The following is a 21,875-nucleotide window of genomic DNA, read 5'->3' on the forward strand; positions in this document are numbered from 1 at the left end:
TGCGTCCACCCGATCACACCGCGTTCGGCGCGTCGACCCCCAATTGCCGGTACCGTTTACTGCCGTGCCGGACTCCCATCTGCCCCCAGCCGAAGAACTGCTCAGCATCGCGGTCAACGCTCTCGGCGGGAGCGAACGACGGGGCCAGATCACGATGGTGCAGGCCGTGCAACGGGCCATCGAGGATGAGGAGCATCTGGCGGTCCAGGCGGGCACGGGCACCGGCAAGTCGCTCGCCTATCTGGTGCCGTCGATCAGGCACTCCATGGAGGCCGACAAGCCGGTGGTCATCTCCACGGCCACGATCGCGCTCCAGCGGCAGCTCGTGGACCGCGACCTGCCGAGGCTGGCCGAGGCGCTCGGCAAGGAGCTGCCGCACGAGCCGACGTACGCGATCCTCAAGGGCCGCCGCAACTACCTGTGCCGCTACAAGGCGACGGCGGGCTGGCCCGAGGACGACGAGCAGGACCAGCTCTTCGACCCGCGCGAGGTCGGCGCGACGGGCCGGATGGTCCAGCGCATCCAGGAATGGGCCGAGGAGACCGAGACGGGCGACCGCGACGAGCTGGTGCCCGGGGTCAACGAGCAGGCGTGGCGGCAGTTCTCGGTGAGCGCCCAGGAATGCCTGGGGGCCACCCGCTGCCCGAGCGGCGCCGAATGCTTCGCCGAGATGGCCAGGAGCCGGGCCGGCGAGGTCGACGTGGTCGTCACCAACCACGCGCTGCTGGCGATCGACGCGATGGGCGACATCCCGATCCTGCCCGAGCACGACATGGTGGTCGTCGACGAGGCCCACGAACTGGTCGACCGGGTGACCTCGGTGGTGACCGCCGAGCTGTCGGAGAGCTCGGCCACCCTCGCCGTACGCCGGGTCGGCCGGCTCATCGAGCAGCCGATCGCCGACCAGCTCCAGGAGGCGTCCGAGGACCTCAAGGCGCTGCTGGCCGCCGCTCCCCCCGGCCGCGTCGACGAGCTGCCCGAGGTGCTCGGGCTCACGCTGGCGCTGCTGCGCGACACCTCGGCGCGGTGCGTCTCGGCGCTCGGCCCACGCGGCGGCGACAAGGACGATCCGGACAAGGCCGGCCAGCGCAAGGCCGCCTTCACCGCGCTCGACGAGGTGCACGACACGGCGGTGCGCATGCTGGAGGCCTACGGCCACGCCTCGGAGGAGGACCGCGCCGAGGTGGTCTGGCTGGAAGGCGCCACCGACCGCCGACCGCCCGCGCTGCGGGTGGCCCCGCTCAACGTCGGCGGCATGCTCCGCGACCGGCTCTTCGGCGACCGCACGGTGGTCCTCACCTCCGCCACGCTGGCGCTCGGCGGCACCTTCGACGGCCTGGCCCGCCAGTGGGGGCTGGGCGACAAGGGCTGGCAGGGCATCGACGTCGGCTCGCCGTTCGACCATCCACGTGCGGGCATCCTGTACGTCGCCAAGCACCTGCCGCAGCCCGGCCGTGACGGGCTGCCCCAGGCCTACCTCGACGAGATCGCCGAGCTGATCGAGGCGGCGGGCGGGCGCACGCTCGGCCTGTTCTCCTCGATGCGGGCCGCCAAGGCCGCCACCGAGGCCCTGCGCGACCGGCTCGACGTGCCGCTGCTCTGCCAGGGCGACGACTCCACGATGCTGCTGGTCAAACAGTTCGCCGAGGACGAGGCGACCTGCCTGTTCGGCACGCTGTCGCTGTGGCAGGGCGTCGACGTCCCCGGCCCGTCGCTGACGCTGGTCATCATCGACCGCGTCCCGTTCCCGCGCCCCGACGACCCGCTCACCTCGGCCCGGCAGCGGCACGTGGCGGCCAAGGGCGGCAACGGCTTCATGACGGTCGCCGCCACCCACGCCGCCCTGCTGCTCGCCCAGGGCGCCGGCCGGTTGCTGCGCGCCCAGCACGACAAGGGCGTCATCGCCGTCCTCGACCCACGCCTGGCCACCGCCCGCTACAGCAGCTTCCTGCTGGGCTCCCTGCCACCGTTCTGGCGCACCACGGACCCGGCGATCCCGCGAGCGGCACTCAAACGCCTGTCAACGGAAGACTGACCCGCCCCTGAGCCGGGTACGCGTTCGGGCCCAGCCCGCACTGCGGCGGGCCCGCCCACGAGGCTCGCCTACGTTCGCTGCGGGTCCGAAAGGGGGCCGAGAGACACCTGGTCAAGGACCGGTGTCGGGTGAACGAGAGGAGCTGGCCGCGGCGCGCAGGTCGGCGACCGGCGTGTGGAGAACCGTGCGGCGCCCGGCCCCCACCAGCAGCCGCTGAAGCCCTTCCGGGACGACCTGGTCGGGGTGGCGGGGATCGAGATGAAGAAACGTGACCGACGTCATCAGCCCGATGGCGAGCTGGGCGAGGATGTGAGCCTCAGCCCGGGAGAGCTCGGGCCGCATCGCCGCAACCGTGTCCGTCCACATCCAGATGTAGACCTGGTGCACCCCGCCGATGCGCTCGCGCACGTCGTCGGACAGGTTACGGCGCTCCTCCAGCCAGATCATGGACAGGCCGGGCCGCTGCACGCTGAAGGCCGCGTAGCTGTCGAGCAGGTATTCCAGCGCATCAGCGGGCGGCAGGGCGGGGGCCTCGGCCGCGGCGGTCTCCATGAACTGCGGGAAGACGTCGAGCACGGCGGTCAGTAGATCTTCCTTGTTGGCGAAGTGCCGGTAGAGCGCCGGGCCGCTGATGCCCGCCGCCGCTCCCACGTCCTTCGTAGACGTGTTGCGGTATCCGAACTTGTGGAACAGGTCGAGCGCCGCATCGATGAGCATCTCCCTCCGTGGCGTCCGTCCCGGCGGACGCCCTCCGCGACGCGCTGTTCGCTGCTCAGCCATGGATGTGACGTTACCAACCAATCGCACGGGTAGTGATCATGCCCTTCGGGCTACACCAGCGGCCCCGGGTTCTTGCGGTACTTGCCAACGATGGCGTCGGCAGCGCGGTAGGCGAGCGCGCCGACCGTGCCGGTCGGGTTGTAGCCGGCGTTCTGAGGGAAGGCCGACGCGCCGACCACGAACACGTTGGAGAAGTCCCACATCTGCAGGTAGCTGTTGATGGCCGAGGTACGCGGATCGGGCCCCGTGATCACGCCGCCGGTGTTGTGCGTGGATTGGTACGGCGCCGCGTCGTAGTGGTCGGGCAGAACGCCGCCGCCCATGGTGAAGTCGGCGCCCATGACGCCCGCGATCTCTTTCAGCTTCTCGCCCAGGTAGGCGACCATCTTGCGTTCGTTGGGCTGCCAGTCGAACGTGATGCGCAGCAGCGGCAGGCCGTAGGCGTCCCGGTAGGTCGGGTCGAGGTCCAGGTAGTGACCACGATAGGCGGGGCTCTCGCCCTGGGCGCCGATGATCAGCGAGTGCGTGTAGTACTTGCGGATCGCCCGTTTCCACTCCAGCCCCCACGCCGGCGTGCCAGGCGGCGCCAGGACCCCGGTGACGGGCAGCGCCGGGTTACTGCCGACCTTCACCAGGCCGCCGCCGATGAAGCCCAGGCCGGCGTGGTCGAAGTTGTCGCCGTTCAGGTCGTCGATGGCGGTCGCGTTTCCGCACGCGGTCATGTACGGCTTGAAGTCCTTGTCCTCGAAGTAGGCGTAGGCGCCGGCCCCGTCGGACTGGTAACAGTAGTTCTTGCCGATGACACCCTCGCCGGTGACGGGGTCATAGGGCGTGCCCATCTTGGACAGCAGCAGCAGCCGGCAGTTGTTGAGCGTGAAAGCGGTGAGCAGGACGATGTCGGCGGGCTGCTCGCGCACGGCGCCGGAAGCGTCGTAATAGCGCACGCCCGTGGCCTGCTTGCCATCGTGCAGGATCTCGATCACGTTGGTGTTCGTGCGCAGCTCGAACCGGCCACTCTTCATCGCCTGGGGGATGACGGTCACGGTCGGGTCGCTCTTGGCGCCGATCTCGCAGCCGAAGTGCCCGGTGAAACCGCAGTAGGTGCAGGACGGGCGGGAGATCCCGGCCGGGTTGGTGTACGGCTTCGACAGCGCCGCCGCGGGCCCGGGGAAGGGCGTGTAGCCCAGTTTCGTGGCTGCCTCGCGGAACACGGCTCCGGCGTATGACTCGATCTGGGGCGGCAAAGGGAAGTCCCGGCGGCGCGGGCCTTCGAACGGGTTGCCGCCGGGCATCTTCTTACCCTTGAGGTTTCCTGCTTTGCCGGTGATGCCGGCCATGTACTCGAACTGGTCGTAGTACGGCTCCAGGTCGTCGTAGGTGATCCCCCAGTCCTGGATGGACATGTCGGCGGGGATGGCCTTCGCTCCGTACCGTTCGACCGTGCGGCTGCGCAGCTCGAAATCGCGCGGGTTGAAGCGCCAGGTCTGCCCCGCCCAGGAGACCCCGGAGCCGCCGACGCCGGAGGCCGGGGCGAAGGAGCCCATGCGGCGGATCGGCAGGGCGCGCTCGCGCAGGTCGTGCCGGAGCGTCCACGTCTCGGCCGCCACGTCTTGCGCGAGGACGCGATCGACCGCGTAGCGGATCTCGTCGTGGCCGTGGGCGAAGTCCTCGGTGCCGCGATGCCCGCCGCGTTCCAGACCCACCACGGTCATTCCGGCTTTCGTCAGCTCTGCGGCGAGGATCCCGCCCGCCCAGCCCACCCCGACACAGACCGCGTCGACCTTGGGCAACACCGTTGTCCGGGTCATCTACTGCACTCCCTTCGGAGCCACGTTGTACGGCTTGTTCCAGCGGCCGATCTGTTCGAAGTACCGGTCGCCGTACGCCATGGGGTCGCCGGGAAAGCCGAGCCAGCGCCAGCCGATCATCTTGCGGTTGCCCCCGTGACTCGGGTCGGAGAACAGACCCTCGGTGACGTTCTTCACGAACATCGCGAAGAACGAGGCGGAGGTGAACCCGTGCTCACCACCGGCCAATCCCAGGTCGATCTCGCCCTTCTCCATCGAGGTCAGCACTTTGTCCTGTTGATCGGCGGACAGTCGGGTGAACGCCCTGCCGTCGACCTTCTGACGGCAGTACGCATCGATCCGCGGCAGGACGTGCTTGTAGACCTCACACGGCGTGAGCGGGAGCTGGTAGCCGTGCCCCCCGTGCTCCGGCTCGTGAAACGGCCCCCGCAGGTAGAGCCGGTCACCATTGCCCCAACCCCCGGCCAGCCGGCTGTCGATGTAGGACGTCACTCCGGCCTCGGTCGCGCCGGGTCCCTGCTCGTCGGCGGGAAAGACCCGTTCCGCCATCGCCGTCACGGTCGCCGCCTCGGCGTCGCTCAACACCCGCAGCGGAGAGGGCGCGGTGATCGCCACCTCCCGCACCTGGGTCTGCCCGCCCGTCGCCAGCGTGACCCCGACGCCGATGGCGCCACCGGCGACCACTCCCCCGGCACCGGTCAGCAGGCCGCGCCGCGACGGCCCTCGCCGCCCCTCCGGGGCGGGATCCTCATCTGGCCTCTTGGCCATGTCCACTCCTTGGTCCGTGTCATCCCTCGTTGCCTGTGTCCACGCGCCGGCTGCGGTGAGCGCAATCAACGGATCGAGCTGTGTTCCTGTTCGACGATGCGTGCGTCCAGGACCTCGCCAACGATCTCGGCGGGCACCACGAGGAAGCCTCGTGGATCGAATCTCCGGACGCCGTCACGCACACACCCGCATGGGGAGCTCCGGCCCCACAATCCAATATGTTATTTCGGATTAACTTTCTGCGCAAGATCGCCCTAACCGCCGCCTCCGTGCGAATCGACGGGCCGTTGCTGAGATGGCCGGAGGGGGGTCCCGGTAGCAATGGCGGAAAATCCAACGAAGTAGCTTCTGATCTGCGGTGACGGGCTCCCGATCAGGCCCCAGCTCGGGTCCATGCAACCAGCCCCAAAGTAACTGTCAGTAATCGCAGGATTGGGCCCGGCAGGCCGCCACTCCCCCGCGGCGGTGGCGTGCTGGGTCCAGGGCGATGCCGGTCGGGTGGCTGCGAGCGTGCTGTGTGCGGTTTGTGAGCGGCGGGTTGGAGGGTGAGGTCGTCCGCGTCACCTATCACCCGGAGGAACGGGTCAATGTCCCAACGTGATTGTTCGTCTGATCGTGCGGTGTGGCCACGTTGGCTGCGCACGCTCACAGCTTCGGCGCTGGCCGTGAGTCTGGCCGTGGCCACGGCGTTCCCGGCTGCCGCCGCGGCCACGCCGTTCGCGGCGCGGAGTGGCGCCAAGGCGCAGCGCGCTCAGCTACAGCAGTTGGCGCGAAAGCTGGTGGAAGCCGGTGCGCCCGGCGTGATCGTGCGGGTCGACGACGGTCGCGGCCGGCCGGTCGAGATCGTCGAGCAGGCCACATGGGCCAAACGGGATCACCTGCTCAAGGTGGGGGACGAGTTCCGGATGGGGTCCAACACCAAGACCATGGTGGCCACGCTCGTGCTGCAACTGGTCGCCGAGGGCAAGCTCGCCCTGACTGACCCGGTGGAGAAGTGGCTGCCGGGCAAAGTGCCCAACGGCAAGGCGATCACGTTGCGCATGCTGCTGAACCACACCAGCGGCCTGTTCGACTACACCGAGGACACCGCGGTCCGGCCCTCGATGCTCGGCAAAGATCGGCGGCGTTGGACCTCGGCGAAGCTGCTCGCTGTGGGGGTGAAGCACGATCCGCTGTTCGCACCGGGCACGAAATGGTCGTACAGCAGCACCGGCTACGCCGCCATCGGCGCCGTCCTGGAGCGGGTCACCGGGGTGAGCCTGGCCGATCTGGTCCGGGACCGGATCGCCCGACCGCTCCGCCTCAAACACACCTACTACGCTGCGGACTCCACCTGGCGTGCCTCTCATGCCCACGGCTACGAGCTGGATGCCGCCCACATGCCGCCGAGTGTGCCGGCCGAGTTCAGGCACTTCGCCGGGCCGCGCCACCACGGTCATGTGAACGTCTCCGACAACGACCCCGGGTGGGGCGGGGCGGCCGGGGCGGTGGTGTCCACCACGCAGGACTGGTCCCGGTTCTACACCGCGTTGATGTCCGGCAAGTTGCTGCCCGCCGCCCAGATGGCACAGATGCGCATCACGGTGCCGGTGGACTCACGGCAGCCGGACGGGCCTGGCTACGGGCTGGGAATCCAGACCGGTGCCAGCCCGTGCGGCACGTTGTGGGGTCACGACGGCGGCATGCCCGGCTACCTGACCTCCAACCTTGCTGACCGTACCGGCGGCCGCACGGCGACCGTCCTGATCTCGACGGAGTTCTGGGCCGAGTTCGAGGCCGACCCGAAGATCGCCAAGGCCGCCCACGCGCTCCAGACTGCCGTGACCTGCACGATGTTCGGCAAGCCCGTGCCGACCACGGCTCACGCTGACTGACCGGTGCGGCCGGCCGCGGGTGCGGTGATGATCGCGGACACCAGGCCTTCGGCCTCGGCCCGCGACATCGCCGCGCCCGCGGCGTGCGCGGCCGCGAACCCGTCAGCGCCCAGGGCAGCAGTGGCCCGCTGTGTGACCATCCGTACGTCGAGGTCGCCGAGATCGTCCCAGCCCCGCAGCAGGGTGGCGGCTCCGAGCAGCCGTCCCGCCTGCTTCGACCGATCGCGGCGCTGCTCGATCGCGGCGACCACGGCCGCGATCGAGGCCGCGACCGGCGTATGCCAGGTCAGTGTCAGGTGCACCGCCGGGTGGTCGAGCCGGCGTAGCGCCTTGTCCGGGAAACCCTCCGCGACGTCCACTTGGGCGAGCACGCCCAGCAGCAAGGCGGCCAGGTGCGGGGTCGACCGGCCGGGTGGCGCCTCGGCCAAGCCGGCCCGGGCATGTTCGCGGGCCGGCCCCGGCCGCCCGGCCCGCCACTCCAGTCGCGCCAGGCCCAGGCGCACCTGAGCTTGCGACTCCGCCGACCCGGTCCGCTCGGCCTGGTCCAGCAAGTACGTCAGCTGCCGCCGCCCGCCATCCACGTCGCCGGCTTGGGCCAGATGCAGTGCGGCCGCCACCTCGCTCTCCATCGTGTGCTCGGGCATGCCGAGTTCCTGGAAGTACCGGCTGGCCCGCTCGGCCAGCCCCAGCGCACCGGCCGGGTCGCCGGCCCGCTGCAAGGCCGAATTCAGGGTGCTCAGCGTGATCCCCAGGCCCCATCGCTCGCCGAGTTCCTCGAAGCCGGTCAGCGCGCGCGACAACAAGTGCGTCGCCTCGGAGGCGTGCCCGATGTTCATGGCCAGCACGCCTGGAACCAGCAGAGCCAACGATCGGCTCCAGGGATCCGTTCGCTCATCCGGGGTACTGAGCATGTCCGGTGCGCTTCGATCGTGTCCCGAGCCTACGGCGAGTGCCAACCGGGCCATCTCCAGAATGGGGTGGGTGCCGGGGGCGACGCGCTCCAGCGCCTTCTTGATCCGATCGAAGGCCGCTTGCGACTCCTCCGGTCGGCTGATGGCCTCAGTGGTGGCGAGCGCGTGCGCGGCGACCACCAGCGCGCGTGCCTGCGGCTCGGTCGAGCCGCGAGCCTGGAGCACCCGGCCGAGCAGGTCCAGCGACTCCGGCGGGTGGTCCCGCATGAACCAGAACCAGCACAGCGCGACACCGAACCGGACCGCCAGGTCCGCGTCGCCGGACTCGACCGCCCAGCGGATCGCGGCCGACAGGTTGTCCCGTTCTGCGGACAGGCGGACCAGCCAGCGCAGTTGGTCGGATGTGCGCAGGTACGAATCCGCCGTCTCGGCCAGCTGAAGAAAGAACCTGGCGTGCCTCCCGCGTACGACATCGACTTCGTCACGCCGGGTCAGTTGCTCGAGGCCGTACTCCCGGATGGTCTCCAGCACGCGGTAGCGCGGCTCGAGCGGGTCGGCAGGCTCGGCCGGGTGTAGCAGGGACTTGTCGACCAACGCCGCCAGGAGTTCCCGGACGTCGCCCAACCGGCCGATCGCTTCCGCCGCGTCCTCGGTGAAGGTGCCGGTCACGACCGCCAGCCGTTCGAGCAGCGCTCGCTCGTCGGTGTCGAGCAGGTCCCAGCTCCAGGCCACCGCCGCGCGCAGGGTCCGGTGTCGCGGAAATGCGGTGCGGCTGCCCGCGGTGAGCAGCCGGAAGCGGTCGTCCAGCCGTGCCGCGACCACCTCTACCGGCAGGGCCCGCAACCGTGCCGCCGCCAGCTCGATCGCCAGCGGCAGGCCGTCCAGGCGGCGACAGATCTCCACCGCCGCCGTCAGCGTGCTGCCTTCCAAAGTGAAGCCCGGCCGCACCGCGGCGGCCCGGTCGCGGAACAGCCGGACCGCCGGGCAGGCGCGGGTCCGCTCGACCGTCGACCCCGGTTCCGGCAGCTCCAGTGGCAGTACCGGATGCAAGGTCTCGCCGTCGATCCGCAGGGGTTCCCGGCTGGTAGCCAGCACCCGCAGCCTCGGGGACCGGCCGAGCAGGGCCCCGGCGAGCGCCGCGGCGGCCTCGATCGCGTGCTCGCAGTTGTCCAGCACCAGCACCAGGTCGTCGTCCGTGAGTGTCTCCGCCAGGTGGTCCAGGACCTCCTGCGGGGTGACAGGCCGTGACGGTACGCCCTCTTCGCGCACCCGCAACACGTCGAGCACCGCACGGGGCACGTCGTCCGCGCTGACCGGGGCCAGCGGGACGAACCACACCCCGCCGGATGGCGTGAGCTGCCGGCCGATGGTGTTGGCCAGCCGGGTTTTGCCCGCTCCTCCGGGACCGACCAGGGTGACCAGCCGAACTCGACCGAGCAGTCCGACTACGCGGCGAACGTCGTCATCGCGGCCTACGAAGCTGGTGAGCGGGACGTCCAGGTTGCCGGGCGATCGCCGGGGACGGGGAAGTTCACCGCGCAACACCGCCAGGTGGGCCTCCTGGAGTTGCGGCCCGGGATCGCTGCCGAAACTGTCCGCAAGCAGGCCGCGGATCCGCTGGTAGGCGGCCAGCGCCTCGGCTCCGCGACCGTTCAGCGCCAGGGCCCGGATCAGCTGGGCGTGCAGCCGTTCGCGCAACGGGTGCGCGGCGGTCAGCGATTCGAGTTCGGCGACCAGGTCGAGGTCGGCGCCGAGCACAAGCTCGGCTTCGACCCGGTCCTCCAGGGTGGCCAGCCGGGCCCGCTCAAGCCGTTCGGCCTCGGCGGCGGCGAACGGCGCCTGCCGTACGTCCGCCAAGGCCGGGCCGCGCCACAGGCTCAGGGCTTCGCGCAAGGTGGCGGCAGCCTCGGCGGGCCGGGACTGCGCGTGCCGGCGCCGACCCGCGCGGGCCAGCCGCTCGAACCGGACGGCGTCGACTGCGTCCGGCTCGGCGGCCAGCCGGTACCCGGCCGGGCCCGAGGTGAGCAGCGTGGGGTCGCCCAGGACGCGCCGCAACCGGGACACCAGCGATTGCAGCGCGTGCAGGGGGGCGTCCGGTGCCGCCTCGCCCCACAGCGCCTCGACCAAGGTCGCCGGCCGGACGGCACGCCCGGCGTCCAGCGCCAGCCGGGCCAGCAACGCCCGTAGCCGCGCGCCCCCGACCCGCGTCGGGCCGGCAGCGGTGTCCAGCACCAGGGAGCCGAGGACGCCGACGCGCACCCGTCCACTATCGCCGCACGACTCGACCGCATTTGCCATGGCCAGGAGTCTGTCAGAGAACAACCCCAGCGCCGGGATCTCCACTTACCACGCCTACACCCTTTGCTTCGTGCATCGCCGTCGAGTTCCCCTTGGCCGAAGAACCCTCACCACGAGGCCCCCGAGCTCGGCAGCGAACGGGCGGAACCCGCATCCGCTGCGGAGCAGCGATGACCATCAATCCCGCCTGACCTGCTCAAAGGACGAGTAACACCAGGTCGGGGGTATATCTGTTGGATTTTCCGCGATTGTTACCGGGACCCCCCTTAGGACCGGAGCAGCCTGCGGGGCGGGACCCGGCCGCCGGACCGGCCCGACCCTGGGCGGGTCGGGGCCCACCTTCGGGGCGGAGACGTACGGGTCAGAGCGCCCACGGGGTGAGCTCGGGGCGTTTCGGGTCGAGGCCGTCGCCGGAGGAGGCGCCGCGCAGGCGGCGGGACACCCACGGCACCAGGTGCTCGCGGATCCACTGGGCGTCCTCGCGGCGCCTGGCACGGGGGTCGAGGGTGCGCTCGGGCCACGCCTTCTGCCAGTCGTCGAACGGCACGCCCAGCACGTCCAGGACCCGGGCGGCCACCAGCCGGTGCCCGTCCTGGTTCATGTGCAGCCGGTCCTCGCTCCACGCCCGCCAGTCCCGCAGCCCCTGCATGGACCACTGGTCGACGAGCCGGCACCCGTACAGGTCGGCGATGGAGCGGATGTGCAGGTAGAAGATGGCGAACCGGCCGCGCAGCCGCCGCATCACCGGCGTGTCACGCGGGTCGACGCCGGTGAACAGCAGCACGTCGGCGCCACTGGCCCGCAGCTCGCGCACGGCGCGGGCGAGCCGCTTGGCCATCACGTCGGGGTCGCTGCCCGGCCGGAGCAGGTCGTTGCCGCCCGCGCACAGGCTGACCAGGTCGGGCGCCATCTCGACGGCGATCGGCACCTGCTCGGTGACGATCTGGTCGAGCAGCCTGCCGCGTACGGCCAGGTTCGCGTAGCGGAAGGACGGGTTGTCGGCCGCCAGCCGCTCGGCCACCCGGTCGGCCCAGCCACGGTAGTGGCCGTTCGTGCCGGGGTCGTTCAGTCCTTCGGTAAAGCTGTCACCAAGAGCGACGAATGAGTCGTATTGCCTCATGACCTGCTGCTCATCTCCGCCGTGCCGTGGTGCGTCAGGACATCCGACTGTAGTGCGAACCCCGCCGCCACGCCCGGCGCCACCCCGACACGAGCGAAAGGCGTCCGTACGAAAGGCGTCATCGGGCGACCGCCCGGTAGGCCGCCTCCAGGAGCTCCTCGGACGGGCCTTCCAGCCGTCCCGGCTTCGCCAGTCCGTCGAGTACGACGAAGCGCTGCTTGGCGCCCCGGTTCTTCTTGTCCAGGCGCATATGGTCGCGCAGTTGCGGCCAGGCGTCGGCCCGGTAGGCGGTGGGCAGCCCGACCGAGGTGAGGATGGACCTGGTGCGCTCGACCAGGTCGATCCCGATGCGCCCGTCGAGCCTCGACAGCTCGGCGGCGAACACCATGCCGATGGCGACGGCCTCGCCGTGGCGCATGCTGTAGTCCTCGGCCCGCTCGATCGCGTGGGCGAGCGTGTGGCCGTAGTTGAGGATCTCGCGCAGCCCGGCCTCGCGCAGGTCGGCGCCGACGACGTCGGCCTTGACCTGGATCTTCCGCTCGATCAGCTCGCGGGTGTGCGGCCCCTCCGGCGTCGCGGCGGCGTCGGGGTCGTCCTCGACCAGCATGAGGATGGTCGGATCGGCGATGAAGCCGCCCTTGATGATCTCGGCGAGCCCGGCCACGTAGTCGGCGCGCGGCATGCTCGACAGCGTGCCCAGCTCGCACAGCACGCCCGCCGGGGGCAGGAAGGTGCCGACGAGGTTCTTGCCTTCGGGTGTGTCGATGCCGTTCTTGCCGCCGACCGCCGCGTCGACCATGGCCAGCAGCGTCGTCGGCACCAGCACCACCTGGACGCCGCGCAGCCAGGTCGCGGCGATGAACCCGGCCAGGTCGGTGGTGGCTCCCCCGCCGACGCCCACGACGGCGTCGGAGCGGGTCACGCCGTAGCGGCCGAGGGCGGACCAGAGCTCGGCGGCCACCTCGACCGACTTGGCCCGCTCGCCGTCGGGCACGGGCAGCTCCACCACGTCGTATCCGGCGCCGGACAGCGCCTCGCAGACCGGGCGGGACAGCTCGGGCAGGCCCGCCGGGTGGATGACGGCGACCGTGCGTACGCCCGGCTTGAACAGCCCGGCCAGCTCCGGCAGCACCCCGGTGCCGATCACCACGTCGTACGGGCTGTCGCCGCGTACGGCGATCCTGGTCGCGCTCATGACTGGAGGCCCTTCAGGATCTCTTCGGCCAGCTCGGCGGGCTCGCGCTTGTCGGTCACGACCGTCAGGACGGCGAGCCGCTCGTAGATCGGGCGGCGCTCCTCCATGAGCTTCTTCAGCTGGCTGCGCGGGCTGAGCACGAGCAGCGGCCGGGCGGAGGCGAGACCCACCCGCTGGACCGCGTCGGCCAGGCCCACCTGGAGGTAGACGACCGGGTGGCCGGCCAGCAGCGCCTGCGCCTCCTCGTTAAGCACCGCGCCGCCGCCGAGGGACAGCACGCCGTCATGCTCGGCCAGCGCCTGGCGTACGGCCGCCAGTTCGAGCTCGCGGAAGCGGGCCTCGCCGTCTTCGATGAAGATGTCGGCCACGGGCTTGCCCGCGACCGCCTCGACGTCGGTGTCGGTGTCGCGGAAGGAGACGCCGAGCAGGTCGGCGAGCAGGAGGCCGAGAGTGGTCTTGCCGGACCCCGGCGGGCCGATGAGGACGGCCTTCGTCATTTGATCACCATCGATGAGAGGTAGCCGGACAGGTTGCGGGCGACCTCCTCCACGGAGTCGCCCCCGAACTTCTCGAGCGCCGCGTCGGCCAGCACCAGCGCGACCATGGCCTCGGCGACGATGCCCGCGGCCGGGACCGCGCAGACGTCGGAACGCTCGTGGTGCGCCTTGGCCGCCTCGCCGGTCAGCACATCGATCGTGGCCAGCGCCCGCGGGACGGTGGAGATGGGCTTCATCGCGGCGCTGACCCGCAGGATCTCGCCGTTGGTCATGCCGCCCTCGACGCCGCCCGCGCGGTTGGTGATGCGCTTGACGCCGTCGGCGGCGGTGTATTCGATCTCGTCGTGGGCGCGCGAGCCGGGCCGGCGCGCGGTCTCGAAGCCGTCGCCGACCGCCACGCCCTTGATGGCCTGGATGCCCATCAGCGCCCCGGCCAGCCGGGAGTCGAGGCGACGGTCCCAGTGGGTGTAGCTGCCGAGCCCCGGTGGCAGGCCGTAGGCCAGCACCTCGACGACGCCGCCGAGCGTGTCGCCGTCCTTGTGCGCCTGGTCGATGACGGCGACCATCGCGGCGCTGCCCTCGGGGTCGGCGCACCTGACGGGGTCGGCGTCGATGCGCTCCAGCTCGTTGGGGCCGGGCAGGTCTTCGGTGGGCGTCTGGGCGCCGCCGATGGAGGTCACGTGGCTGACGATGTCGACGCCGAGCGCCTGCTTGAGGAAGCGCCTGGCGACCTCGCCGAGCGCGACGCGGGCCGCGGTCTCGCGGGCGCTGGCCCGGTCGAGGACCTGGCGGGCGTCGTCGAAGCCGTACTTCTGCATCCCGGCCAGGTCGGCGTGGCCGGGTCGGGGGCGGGACCTGGGCGCGTTCCTGGCCAGCCCTTCGAGCTCGGCCGGGTCGACCGGGTCGGCCGACATGACCTTCTCCCACTTGGGCCACTCGGTGTTGCCGATGCGGACGGCGATCGGGCTGCCCATGGTGCGGCCGTGCCGGACGCCGCCGGCGATCGTCACCTGGTCCTGCTCGAACTTCATCCGGGCGCCGCGGCCATAGCCGAGCCGGCGGCGGCGCAGGGCCTCGTCGATGGCGGCCGTGGTCACCTCGACCCCGGCCGGCAGGCCTTCCAGAACGGCAACGAGCTCGGGGCCGTGGGACTCTCCGGCAGTCAACCAGCGCAACATGCGTACAAGTCTTCCACGTGCCGCCTAGTGGGATGTCCGGCGTTCACTGGCCGAGACAGAGCGCCGTGAGCGCGCCGAGCAGCATGAACGGGCCGAAAGGGAACTGCGTGTCGCGTGTGGCGCGTTTGGCGAGGAGCAGGGCGATGGCGTACAGGGCGCCCAACAGCTGGCCGCCGACGGCCGCGACGACCCACGCCTGCCAGCTCATCGCCGCGGCCGCCATGCCGATCAGCCCCGCGAGCTTGACGTCGCCCAGGCCCATGGCCTCCGGCCTGGCGAACCAGAGCACGGCGTACGCGGCGGCCAGCGCCAGCGCGCCCAGCAGCGCCCTGGACAGCTCTCCCGTGGGGAGCAGGGTCAAGGCCAGGATCGGGTACGACGGCAGGGTGATCACGTCCGGCAGCCTCGTGGTCCGCCAGTCGATGATCGCCAGGGCCGTGCCGATCAGGGCGAAGTAGACGTACGGCAGGCCCGCGCGCCAGGCGACGAGCGCGGCGACGGCGGCGGTGGCCACCTCGACGGTGGGCGGCCGGCGCGGCACGGGCGGCGTGCGCAGCAGCGCGTCCAGGGCGGCGTGGGCCTCTTCGCGGGTGTCCGAGGGGTCGGCCACGAAGCAGTCGGCGAGCGTCCTGACGTAGCGGCCGGCGATCAGGCCGAGCAGCGCCACGAGTGCTACCACCCGCCGACCCTACTTCCTGGAGAACCAGCGGCGCTTGCGTACCGGCTCGACGCGGGCCACGGTCGCGCCGGAGATCTGGTCGAGCGTGCCGGACTCGATGGCGGCGAGCGCTTCCAGCACCTCGCCCTCGATCACGAACGGCACCGGCCCCGCCACGTCCACCACGACCGCCGCGACCCGCTCACCGGCGGCGGCCCGGCAGACCTGGAGCAGGGTGGCCTGGATCGGCCGGGCGTCGGGCCGCCACCTGGTCAGCGACTCGGTGCCGGTGAACGCCGGCACCGCCTCCCTGCCGTCCTTGCCGACGAGTTTGGGGAGCGCCATCTCGCTCTCCTTCTCCTGCCGCAGCCCGCGCTCGCCAACCTCGGACTCGGTCAGCAGGGCGACCACGGGGACCAGGAGCCGGACGCCGGTCAGGGCGTTCAGCACGTCGATGGCCTCCGCCGTGCCTCGCTGGTAGGAGGCCAGGGCGGCGGCCACGGCGGGCGCGGCCGCGCCGTCGTCGCCGGGGTCGAGTGGCTGCGGAATGCTGGGCACAACCCTCGACACTACCGGCGGCGGCTCACGGCCAGGCCCGCGACCCGGCGCTCAACCGGACACACCGCGGACCAGTGGCGGGCTCGCTATCCCAGGTCGGCGATGGCGGCGACCGGGCCGCCTCCCGACGGGCCCTGGTGGACGGCGGCGACCGAGACGAACACCGCCGGGTCGCCCGTGACCGCCGCCGCGACTCCCCCCACCGTGGCCTTGATCTGGCGGTGCCAGTGCACGTCGGAGTCGTCGAGCATGATGTTGCGCCGCCCCCTGACCCGGCCGGAGGGGTCGGCCTCGCACTTCATGAAGACGTTCACCAGACGGTCGCCGAGGTCGCTGTGGTGCGGCCGTTCGGGGAGCGGAAGCCCGGAGTCGCGGATCGCCTCCCAGATGCCGTCGGCGTCCAGGGCGTCGCGCATCACGCCGTGACCGATGCGGTAGCGCCCGCCGATGCCCCGGACGTTGCCCACCAGCACGATCTGCGCCCGGTCCAGCTCGACCCCGGACGAGCACGACGCCACCGAGGAGTACAGGGACAGGTCCTTGTGGATCTGGTCGGCCCGCGGCATGTCGATCTCGCCGAGGGCGACGGCGATGCCGAGGGCGGTGGTGGAGTTCGACAGGTCCATGGAGGGGCCGGTCTCCTCGATGGCGGTGTCCTGGCCGCGGCTCTTGGCGTCGGTGATGGTGGCCAGCGTGAGCAGGGGCGTCTTGGTCTGCACGTAGTGGACGTCGCGCGGGTCGTCGATGCCCGCGATCTTCATGGCCTCGCGCACCCCGGCGGCGACCTTCTCCACCATCGCCGGGCGGCCGATGTCCTCCGGCAGGATCACGTCGCTCATCGCGACCCCGACCGTCACCCGCGGCTCGTCCGACTGGGGAGCGTGCGCCGGGTCGGTGGTGGCGAACACGGTCGCGTGCGGGCTGAGCACGCCGTCCGTCCCACCCGACCACACCAGGGGTACGGTCTCCGGCGCCGGATGCCCCTTGGCCGCGAGCACCTCACGGAAGGCCCGGTCGGCCAGGATGCGGGTGTAGTCGTTCACGCCGCCGTTGCCCTCGGTCTTGCCGACCACCGCGAGCACCCGGCGCGCCTCGATCACCCCGTCGTCGATCAGCCGCGCCAGGCCGGAGGCGTCCGTCACGCTCTCGATGGGCACCTTGCGCACTTCTATCGGATCCGGCATGACAACCCCTGTTCGGCTATTCGGCGGCGAGCACACGGGACTCCCAGATGTACCCCGGTGACCCGCAGGACACGCTATCCACCAGCGAATCGGCCTTTCACCGGCAATGTCTGCCCAACGTGGCGGCCGGCCTCGGCGATAGGGTCACCGGTGTGATTCGCGAAGCACACGTCAACGGGATCAAACTCGTCTATCGCGAGGAAGGCGACCCGGCCGCTCCCCCGCTGGTGCTCATCCCCGGACGGACCGCCGACCACAACGACTGGAACGGCGTCACCCAGCACTTCGCCGCCCGCTATCACGTGATCGCCCTCGACCTGCGGGGTCACGGCGCCAGTGACTACCCGGGCACGTACGCGCTGCGCGACATGGCGCGGGACGTCGTCGCGCTGCTGGACGAGCTGGGGTTCGAACGGGCGACGCTGGTGGGGCACTCGCTGGGCGGCGCGGTGGCCTATGTCATGGCCATGACCTGGCCCGATCGCGTCGAGCGGCTGGTCCTGGAGGATCCGCCTCCGCCGGACCCGATGAAAGATCGTCCGCCGATCGTGGAGGACGGCGAGTCCCCCGGGTTCGACTGGCGGATGGTGCACGACACCGAGCGGCAGTTCCTCGCGCCCGATCCGGCGTGGGCCGCGGGGCTGGCCTCGATCACCGCGCCGACGCTGGTGGTGTCGGGCGCGAGCCATCTCGATGTCGAGACGGTGGCGGCGCGGATCCCGGGGGCCGAGCTGGTCACGATCGCCGTCGGGCATCTCATCCACGTCTCCGCGCGCGCGGAGTTCCTGCGGGCCGTCGACGCGTTCCTGGCCGGTTGAGCGGCTCAGCTTGGGTAGTCCAGGGTTCGTGCAGGTGAAGAAGCGTCTGAACAGGCTGGCGCTGATGGCCCCGACGGTCGGGCAGTGCGCCGTGGGGGCCGCGCTGGCCTGGCTGGTGGCCAAGAACCTCCTCGGGCACCCCAGCCCGTTCTTCGCCCCGATCGCGGTGATCATCAGCATCGGCGTGGGTCTCGGGCAGCGGCTGCGCCGGATGGTCGAGATGGTCGCCGGGGTCAGCGTGGGCGTGGGCGTCGGCGACCTGCTGGTGTCCTGGATCGGCTCGGGCGCCTGGCAGATCGCGCTCGTGGTGGCGCTGGCGATGGCCATCGGCGTCCTGCTCGACAGCGGCTCCCTGATCGTTCTGCAGGCCGGGTCCTCGGCCATCCTGGTCGCCACCCTGCTGCCCCCGTCGGGCGTCGGCGGGCTGAACCGGATGCTCGACGCGCTGACCGGCGGCGTCGTGGGGGTCATCGCGCTGGCCCTGCTGCCGGCCAGCCCGTTCACCCTCGTGGCCAAGCAGGCGTCGGGGATGTTCGAGGCGCTGGCCCACGCGCTGCGGCAGATCGCGGTGGCGATCGAGAAGTCCGACCCCGGCCTGGCGGCCGAGGCGCTGGACGCCGCGCGGGGCACCCAGGCGAACGTGGAGCAGTTCAAGCAGGCGCTGGCGACCAGTTGGGAGATCGCCACCATCTCACCGCTGCACCGGCACGGCCGTTCCCGGCTGGACGGGTACGAGACGGCCGCCGTACCGCTCGATCACGCGGTCCGGAACGTCAGGGTGCTGGCCCGGCGGGCCGTCTCGGCTCTGGAGGGGCCGGGCGCGCCGCCTGCCTGGATGCCGGACGCGCTGCGGGACCTGGCCGACGCGACCCTGCTGCTCCGGCAGGAGCTGGCCCGCGGGCACGAGCCGAACCGGGCCCACCAGGCGATCCTGGCGGTGGCGGGGCGGCAGGGGACGGAGCGGTGGGGGTTCTCGGCCAGTGTGATGGTCGCGCAGTTCCGGTCGATCGTCGTGGACCTGCTCCAGGCGAGCGGCGGCGACCGCGAGCAGGCGGTGGCCGCCCTCCCGCCCCTCGACGCACCCGGCGAACAGGACATCCCCTAGCGCTGGTGAACGGCGCTTTCCGAGTGCTCGGCGGGGGCAGCCGACGCGCCCGAATCAGGGCGATGTGACCTTAATGTCACAAAGATCCGCCAGGGTAGAGGGGTGCGAACGAGGCTCAGCGATCATGTACGGGAACGGCTGAGCGGGTTCGGCATGATGGCGCCCTCCATCGCGCAGTGCGCCGTGGGCGCGGCGCTCGCCTGGACCGTCGCCATCCACCTGCTCGGCCACGCCCGCCCGTTCTTCGCGCCGATCTCCGTGTTGATCTGCGTCGGGGTGGGGCTCGGGCAGCGGCTGCGCCGGGTGGCCGAGCTGGTGGTGGGGGTCAGCCTCGGCGTCGGGGTCGGCGACCTGCTGGTGTCCTGGATCGGCTCGGGCGCCTGGCAGATCGCGCTGGTGGTGGGGCTGGCGATGACCACGGCGGTGCTGCTGAACAGCGGCGCGCTCTTCGTGGCGCAGGCCGGATCGTCCGCGGTGCTGGTCGCCGCCCTGGTGCCCACGGACGGCGCCGGGGGCTGGGACCGGATGGCCGACGCGCTCACCGGCGGTGTCATCGCCGTCGCCACGGTGGCGTTGCTGCCCGCCAGCCCCTTCACGATCGCCGCCAAGCACCTGTCGGGCGTGCTCGACGCGCTGTCCACGGTGCTCGAACGGGCCGCGGAGGCGATCGAGAAGCGCGACGTGGACCTGGCCGCCGAGGCGCTGGAGGAGGCCCGCACCACCCAGGCGGCGGTCGAGGAGTTCGAGCGGGCGGTGGAGACCAGCAAGGAGATCACGCTCATCTCACCGCTGCACTGGCACCGCCGCGGCAGGCTGGCCAGGTATGAGACCGCGGCCGTGCCGGTGGACCTGGCCCTGCGGAACGCCAGGGTGCTGGCCCGCCGGACACTGGCGGCGCTGGGCGAGACGAGCCCGCCGCCGAGCTCACTGGCCGAGGCGATGCGCGAGGTGTCGGAGGCGGCGCTGCTGCTGCAGCTCGAACTGGCGGCCGGCCGCGAGCCCACGCTGGCCCGGCAGGCGCTGCTCGCCGTCGCGGCGCGGGAGCGTCCCGAACAGCTGGGCTTCTCCGCGCACGTCATCATCGCGCAACTGCGCTCCATCGCCGTGGACCTGCTCCAGGCGACCGGGATGGATCATGAGGAGGCGACTGCGGCGTTGACCCCGCTGGACGCGCCCCACGACGAGGACGCGACCGCCTGAACCGTGGCCGAGGTGGACACCCGGAGAGCCCACCTCAGCCCCGGAGGTCCGCCAGCAGCCTCGGCGCGTCGAGACCGGCCTCGCCCTTGTTCCAGTTGCAGGCGCACAGCTCGTTGGACTGCAGGGCGTCGAGGACCCGCAGGACCTCCTTGACGTTGCGGCCCACGGAACCGGCGGTCACCATCGCGAACCGGATCTCGTCGTCCGGGTCCACGATGAACGTGGCGCGCTGGGCGACACCGTCGTCACCGAGCACCCCGCACGCGGCGGACAGCTCGCGCTTGATGTCGCTCAGCATCGGGAACGGCAGGTCACGCAGGTCGTCGTGGTGCTTGCGCCAGGCGTGGTGGACGAACTCGGAGTCGACGGAGACGCCGAGCACCTGAGTGTCACGGTCGGCGAACTCGCGGTTGAGCCGCCCGAACTCGGCGATCTCGGTCGGGCAGACGAAGGTGAAGTCCTTCGGCCAGAAGAACACGACCCGCCACTTGCCCTCGTAGCTCGTGTGGTCGATCTCCGCGAACGCCTTCTCGGGGTCGAGGTCGACGCAGGCGGTGAGCTCGTACTCGGGGAAGCGGTCACCGACGGTGAGCAACGTTTCGTCTCCTTTGGGGGGCGATCCCTATCAGCGAGGCGCTGCCCACCCTAGCCCAGCTGCGCTCATTCCTCTCTGTAACCGTTCAGATTCACTTCCGTGAGGGGGCGTCTAGGCCGACAGCCGCTTCAGGCGGCTGACCGCCTCGTCGATGACCTCGTCCTTCTTGCAGAACGCGAACCGGACGAAGTGCCGGCCCCGGTCGGGGTGGTCGTAGAAGACCTGCGTCGGGATGGCCACCACCCCCACCAGCTCCGGCAGCCGCCGGGTCAGCTCCAGCCCGTCGCTGAAGCCCAGCGGCCGGATGTCGGTCTGCACGAAGTACGTCCCGGAGGGCCTGAGCACCTCGAACCCGGCCGTCGCCAGCCCGTCCATCAGCCGGTCCCGCTTGTGCTGCAGCCCGTCGCACAGCGCCGACACCCACTCCAGCTCGTTGCGCAAGCCGTACGCGACCGCGAGCTGCCACGGCGCGCCGGCGGTGAACGTGAGGAACTGCTTGACCGTCTGCACGGCCGTGATCAGCGCGGGAGGCGCGCAGATCCAGCCCGTCTTCCACCCGGTGACGGAGAACGTCTTGCCCGCGGAGGAGATCATCACCGTGCGCTCGCGCATGCCGGGCAGCGTCGCCAGGGGGATGTGCTCGACGCCGTCGAACGTCAGATGCTCGTACACCTCGTCGGTGATCGCGATCAGCCCGGCCTCCTGGCAGAGCTCGGCGATGGCGGTCAGCTCGGCGCGGGTGAACACGGTCCCGGTCGGGTTGTGCGGGGAGTTGACGAGGATCGCCCGGGTCCGCGGAGTGACGGCGGCGCGTAGTTCGTCCGGGTCGAAGGTGAAGCGTCCCTCCACGGGCCGCATCGTCACCGCCACCAGCCGCGCCCCGGCCAGCGCGATCGAGGCGGCGTAGGAGTCGTAGTACGGCTCGAACGCGATCACCTCGTCGCCCGCCTCGCACAGCGCCAGCACGCTGGCCGCGATCGCCTCGGTGGCGCCGACCGTCACGAGGATCTCACCGTCGGGCGCGTAGTTCAGGCCGTAGTGCCCGGCCCGGTGCTCGGCGACGGCCTGCCGCAACTCCGGGACGCCGGGGCCGGGCGGGTACTGGTTCGCGCCGGACACGATGGCCTGCACCGCCCGGTCCAGCATCGCCGCGGGGCCGTCGGTGTCGGGAAACCCCTGGCCCAGGTTGATCGATCCGGTCTGTACGGCCAGCGCGCTCATCTCCGCGAAAATCGTCGTACCGAAGGCGCGCATCCGGGATACAAGTGGTTCCGTCACGGCCCCAGACTATTA

19 protein-coding genes are annotated in these 21,875 nt (G+C 71.3%); 6 read left to right on the forward strand and 13 right to left on the reverse strand.

Annotated elements, in window-relative coordinates; all coding sequences use genetic code 11:
• Positions 1 to 64: 64 nt before the first annotated feature.
• Positions 65 to 2,035: an ATP-dependent DNA helicase gene (locus tag AB0F17_RS27170; protein ID WP_358028019.1), complete on the forward strand. Its 1,971-nt coding sequence runs from the start codon at positions 65 to 67 to the stop codon at positions 2,033 to 2,035.
• 111 nt (positions 2,036 to 2,146) lie between these two features.
• Here the strand turns inward: AB0F17_RS27170 and AB0F17_RS27175 are convergent, their stop codons facing one another.
• From AB0F17_RS27175 to AB0F17_RS27185, 3 genes are all read right to left on the reverse strand, one after another.
• Positions 2,147 to 2,752 (reverse strand): TetR/AcrR family transcriptional regulator, encoded by a 606-nt coding sequence (locus AB0F17_RS27175; RefSeq protein ID WP_358028021.1) that lies wholly within the window; start codon positions 2,750 to 2,752, stop codon positions 2,147 to 2,149.
• Positions 2,753 to 2,865: 113 nt separating this feature from the next.
• Entirely contained in the window at positions 2,866 to 4,623 is a 1,758-nt protein-coding gene (locus AB0F17_RS27180; RefSeq protein WP_358028024.1) for a GMC family oxidoreductase, read from the reverse strand.
• Positions 4,624 to 5,391 carry a gluconate 2-dehydrogenase subunit 3 family protein gene (locus tag AB0F17_RS27185; RefSeq protein ID WP_358028026.1) on the reverse strand — a complete coding sequence of 256 codons (768 nt, stop codon included), beginning with the start codon at positions 5,389 to 5,391 and terminating at the stop codon, positions 4,624 to 4,626.
• 80 nt (positions 5,392 to 5,471) lie between these two features.
• Between AB0F17_RS27185 and AB0F17_RS27190 the strand changes: the two genes are divergently transcribed.
• Complete coding sequence (locus AB0F17_RS27190; RefSeq protein WP_358028028.1) at positions 5,472 to 5,753, forward strand: hypothetical protein; 282 nt, start codon at positions 5,472 to 5,474, stop codon at positions 5,751 to 5,753.
• Between the two features lie 258 nt (positions 5,754 to 6,011).
• Positions 6,012 to 7,265, forward strand: coding sequence for a serine hydrolase domain-containing protein (locus AB0F17_RS27195; RefSeq protein WP_358028031.1), 1,254 nt, complete (start codon positions 6,012 to 6,014; stop codon positions 7,263 to 7,265).
• On the opposite strand, the gene AB0F17_RS27200 is transcribed toward AB0F17_RS27195, so the two are convergent.
• The 8 genes from AB0F17_RS27200 to AB0F17_RS27235 all read right to left on the reverse strand — a co-directional run bounded on the left by AB0F17_RS27200 (position 7,253) and on the right by AB0F17_RS27235 (position 16,864).
• Complete coding sequence (locus AB0F17_RS27200; RefSeq protein ID WP_358028033.1) at positions 7,253 to 10,474, reverse strand: BTAD domain-containing putative transcriptional regulator; 3,222 nt, start codon at positions 10,472 to 10,474, stop codon at positions 7,253 to 7,255. The two genes, AB0F17_RS27195 and AB0F17_RS27200, sit on opposite strands and share 13 nt — an antisense overlap.
• 361 nt (positions 10,475 to 10,835) lie before the next feature.
• Positions 10,836 to 11,594 carry an SGNH/GDSL hydrolase family protein gene (locus AB0F17_RS27205; RefSeq protein WP_358028035.1) on the reverse strand — a complete coding sequence of 253 codons (759 nt, stop codon included), beginning with the start codon at positions 11,592 to 11,594 and terminating at the stop codon, positions 10,836 to 10,838.
• A gap of 118 nt (positions 11,595 to 11,712) precedes the next feature.
• The gene (gene aroB, locus AB0F17_RS27210) at positions 11,713 to 12,789 is read right to left on the reverse strand and encodes a 3-dehydroquinate synthase (protein WP_358028037.1); all 1,077 of its coding nucleotides are present in this window, start codon (positions 12,787 to 12,789) and stop codon (positions 11,713 to 11,715) included.
• A complete protein-coding gene (locus AB0F17_RS27215; protein ID WP_358028040.1) occupies positions 12,786 to 13,286 on the reverse strand; it encodes a shikimate kinase in 501 nt (166 codons plus the stop codon). The genes aroB and AB0F17_RS27215 overlap by 4 nt, the downstream gene beginning before the upstream one ends.
• Positions 13,283 to 14,464 (reverse strand): chorismate synthase, encoded by a 1,182-nt coding sequence (gene aroC, locus AB0F17_RS27220; protein WP_358028042.1) that lies wholly within the window; start codon positions 14,462 to 14,464, stop codon positions 13,283 to 13,285. The genes AB0F17_RS27215 and aroC overlap by 4 nt, the downstream gene beginning before the upstream one ends.
• 43 nt (positions 14,465 to 14,507) lie before the next feature.
• Positions 14,508 to 15,143, reverse strand: a complete 636-nt coding sequence (locus AB0F17_RS27225) for an A24 family peptidase (RefSeq protein ID WP_358028045.1) — start codon at positions 15,141 to 15,143, stop codon at positions 14,508 to 14,510.
• A gap of 9 nt (positions 15,144 to 15,152) precedes the next feature.
• Positions 15,153 to 15,680: an SseB family protein gene (locus AB0F17_RS27230; RefSeq protein ID WP_358028047.1), complete on the reverse strand. Its 528-nt coding sequence runs from the start codon at positions 15,678 to 15,680 to the stop codon at positions 15,153 to 15,155.
• An 86-nt stretch (positions 15,681 to 15,766) separates the two neighbouring features.
• The gene (locus tag AB0F17_RS27235) at positions 15,767 to 16,864 is read right to left on the reverse strand and encodes a ring-opening amidohydrolase (protein WP_358028050.1); all 1,098 of its coding nucleotides are present in this window, start codon (positions 16,862 to 16,864) and stop codon (positions 15,767 to 15,769) included.
• Between the two features lie 152 nt (positions 16,865 to 17,016).
• Between AB0F17_RS27235 and AB0F17_RS27240 the strand changes: the two genes are divergently transcribed.
• The 3 genes from AB0F17_RS27240 to AB0F17_RS27250 all read left to right on the forward strand — a co-directional run bounded on the left by AB0F17_RS27240 (position 17,017) and on the right by AB0F17_RS27250 (position 19,987).
• The gene (locus AB0F17_RS27240) at positions 17,017 to 17,682 is read left to right on the forward strand and encodes an alpha/beta fold hydrolase (protein ID WP_358028053.1); all 666 of its coding nucleotides are present in this window, start codon (positions 17,017 to 17,019) and stop codon (positions 17,680 to 17,682) included.
• Between the two features lie 34 nt (positions 17,683 to 17,716).
• Positions 17,717 to 18,787 carry an FUSC family protein gene (locus AB0F17_RS27245; protein ID WP_358028055.1) on the forward strand — a complete coding sequence of 357 codons (1,071 nt, stop codon included), beginning with the start codon at positions 17,717 to 17,719 and terminating at the stop codon, positions 18,785 to 18,787.
• A 102-nt stretch (positions 18,788 to 18,889) separates the two neighbouring features.
• Positions 18,890 to 19,987 carry an FUSC family protein gene (locus AB0F17_RS27250; protein WP_358028057.1) on the forward strand — a complete coding sequence of 366 codons (1,098 nt, stop codon included), beginning with the start codon at positions 18,890 to 18,892 and terminating at the stop codon, positions 19,985 to 19,987.
• 34 nt (positions 19,988 to 20,021) lie between these two features.
• Here the strand turns inward: AB0F17_RS27250 and AB0F17_RS27255 are convergent, their stop codons facing one another.
• Together AB0F17_RS27255 and AB0F17_RS27260 are read right to left on the reverse strand one after the other, a co-directional pair.
• Entirely contained in the window at positions 20,022 to 20,582 is a 561-nt protein-coding gene (locus AB0F17_RS27255; RefSeq protein ID WP_358028060.1) for a peroxiredoxin, read from the reverse strand.
• A gap of 111 nt (positions 20,583 to 20,693) precedes the next feature.
• Positions 20,694 to 21,860, reverse strand: coding sequence for a pyridoxal phosphate-dependent aminotransferase (locus AB0F17_RS27260; protein WP_358028062.1), 1,167 nt, complete (start codon positions 21,858 to 21,860; stop codon positions 20,694 to 20,696).
• Between the last annotated feature and the right edge of the window lie 15 nt (positions 21,861 to 21,875).

Origin of the sequence: Nonomuraea sp. NPDC026600 (genome assembly GCF_040638335.1) — a bacterium.
In the GTDB taxonomy this organism is placed as follows: Bacteria; Actinomycetota; Actinomycetes; order Streptosporangiales; family Streptosporangiaceae; genus Nonomuraea.

Excerpts from the sequence above, each read along its gene's own strand:
- AB0F17_RS27185 (WP_358028026.1), bottom strand. The coding sequence starts at position 5,391 with ATGGCCAAGAGGCCAGATGAGGATCCCGCCCCGGAGGGGCGGCGAGGG.
- AB0F17_RS27175 (WP_358028021.1), bottom strand. The coding sequence starts at position 2,752 with ATGCTCATCGATGCGGCGCTCGACCTGTTCCACAAGTTCGGATACCGC.
- aroB (WP_358028037.1), bottom strand. The coding sequence starts at position 12,789 with ATGAGCGCGACCAGGATCGCCGTACGCGGCGACAGCCCGTACGACGTG.
- aroC (WP_358028042.1), bottom strand. The coding sequence starts at position 14,464 with ATGTTGCGCTGGTTGACTGCCGGAGAGTCCCACGGCCCCGAGCTCGTT.
- AB0F17_RS27205 (WP_358028035.1), bottom strand. The coding sequence starts at position 11,594 with ATGAGGCAATACGACTCATTCGTCGCTCTTGGTGACAGCTTTACCGAA.
- AB0F17_RS27215 (WP_358028040.1), bottom strand. The coding sequence starts at position 13,286 with ATGACGAAGGCCGTCCTCATCGGCCCGCCGGGGTCCGGCAAGACCACT.
- AB0F17_RS27235 (WP_358028050.1), bottom strand. The coding sequence starts at position 16,864 with ATGCCGGATCCGATAGAAGTGCGCAAGGTGCCCATCGAGAGCGTGACG.
- AB0F17_RS27180 (WP_358028024.1), bottom strand. The coding sequence starts at position 4,623 with ATGACCCGGACAACGGTGTTGCCCAAGGTCGACGCGGTCTGTGTCGGG.
- AB0F17_RS27200 (WP_358028033.1), bottom strand. The coding sequence starts at position 10,474 with ATGGCAAATGCGGTCGAGTCGTGCGGCGATAGTGGACGGGTGCGCGTC.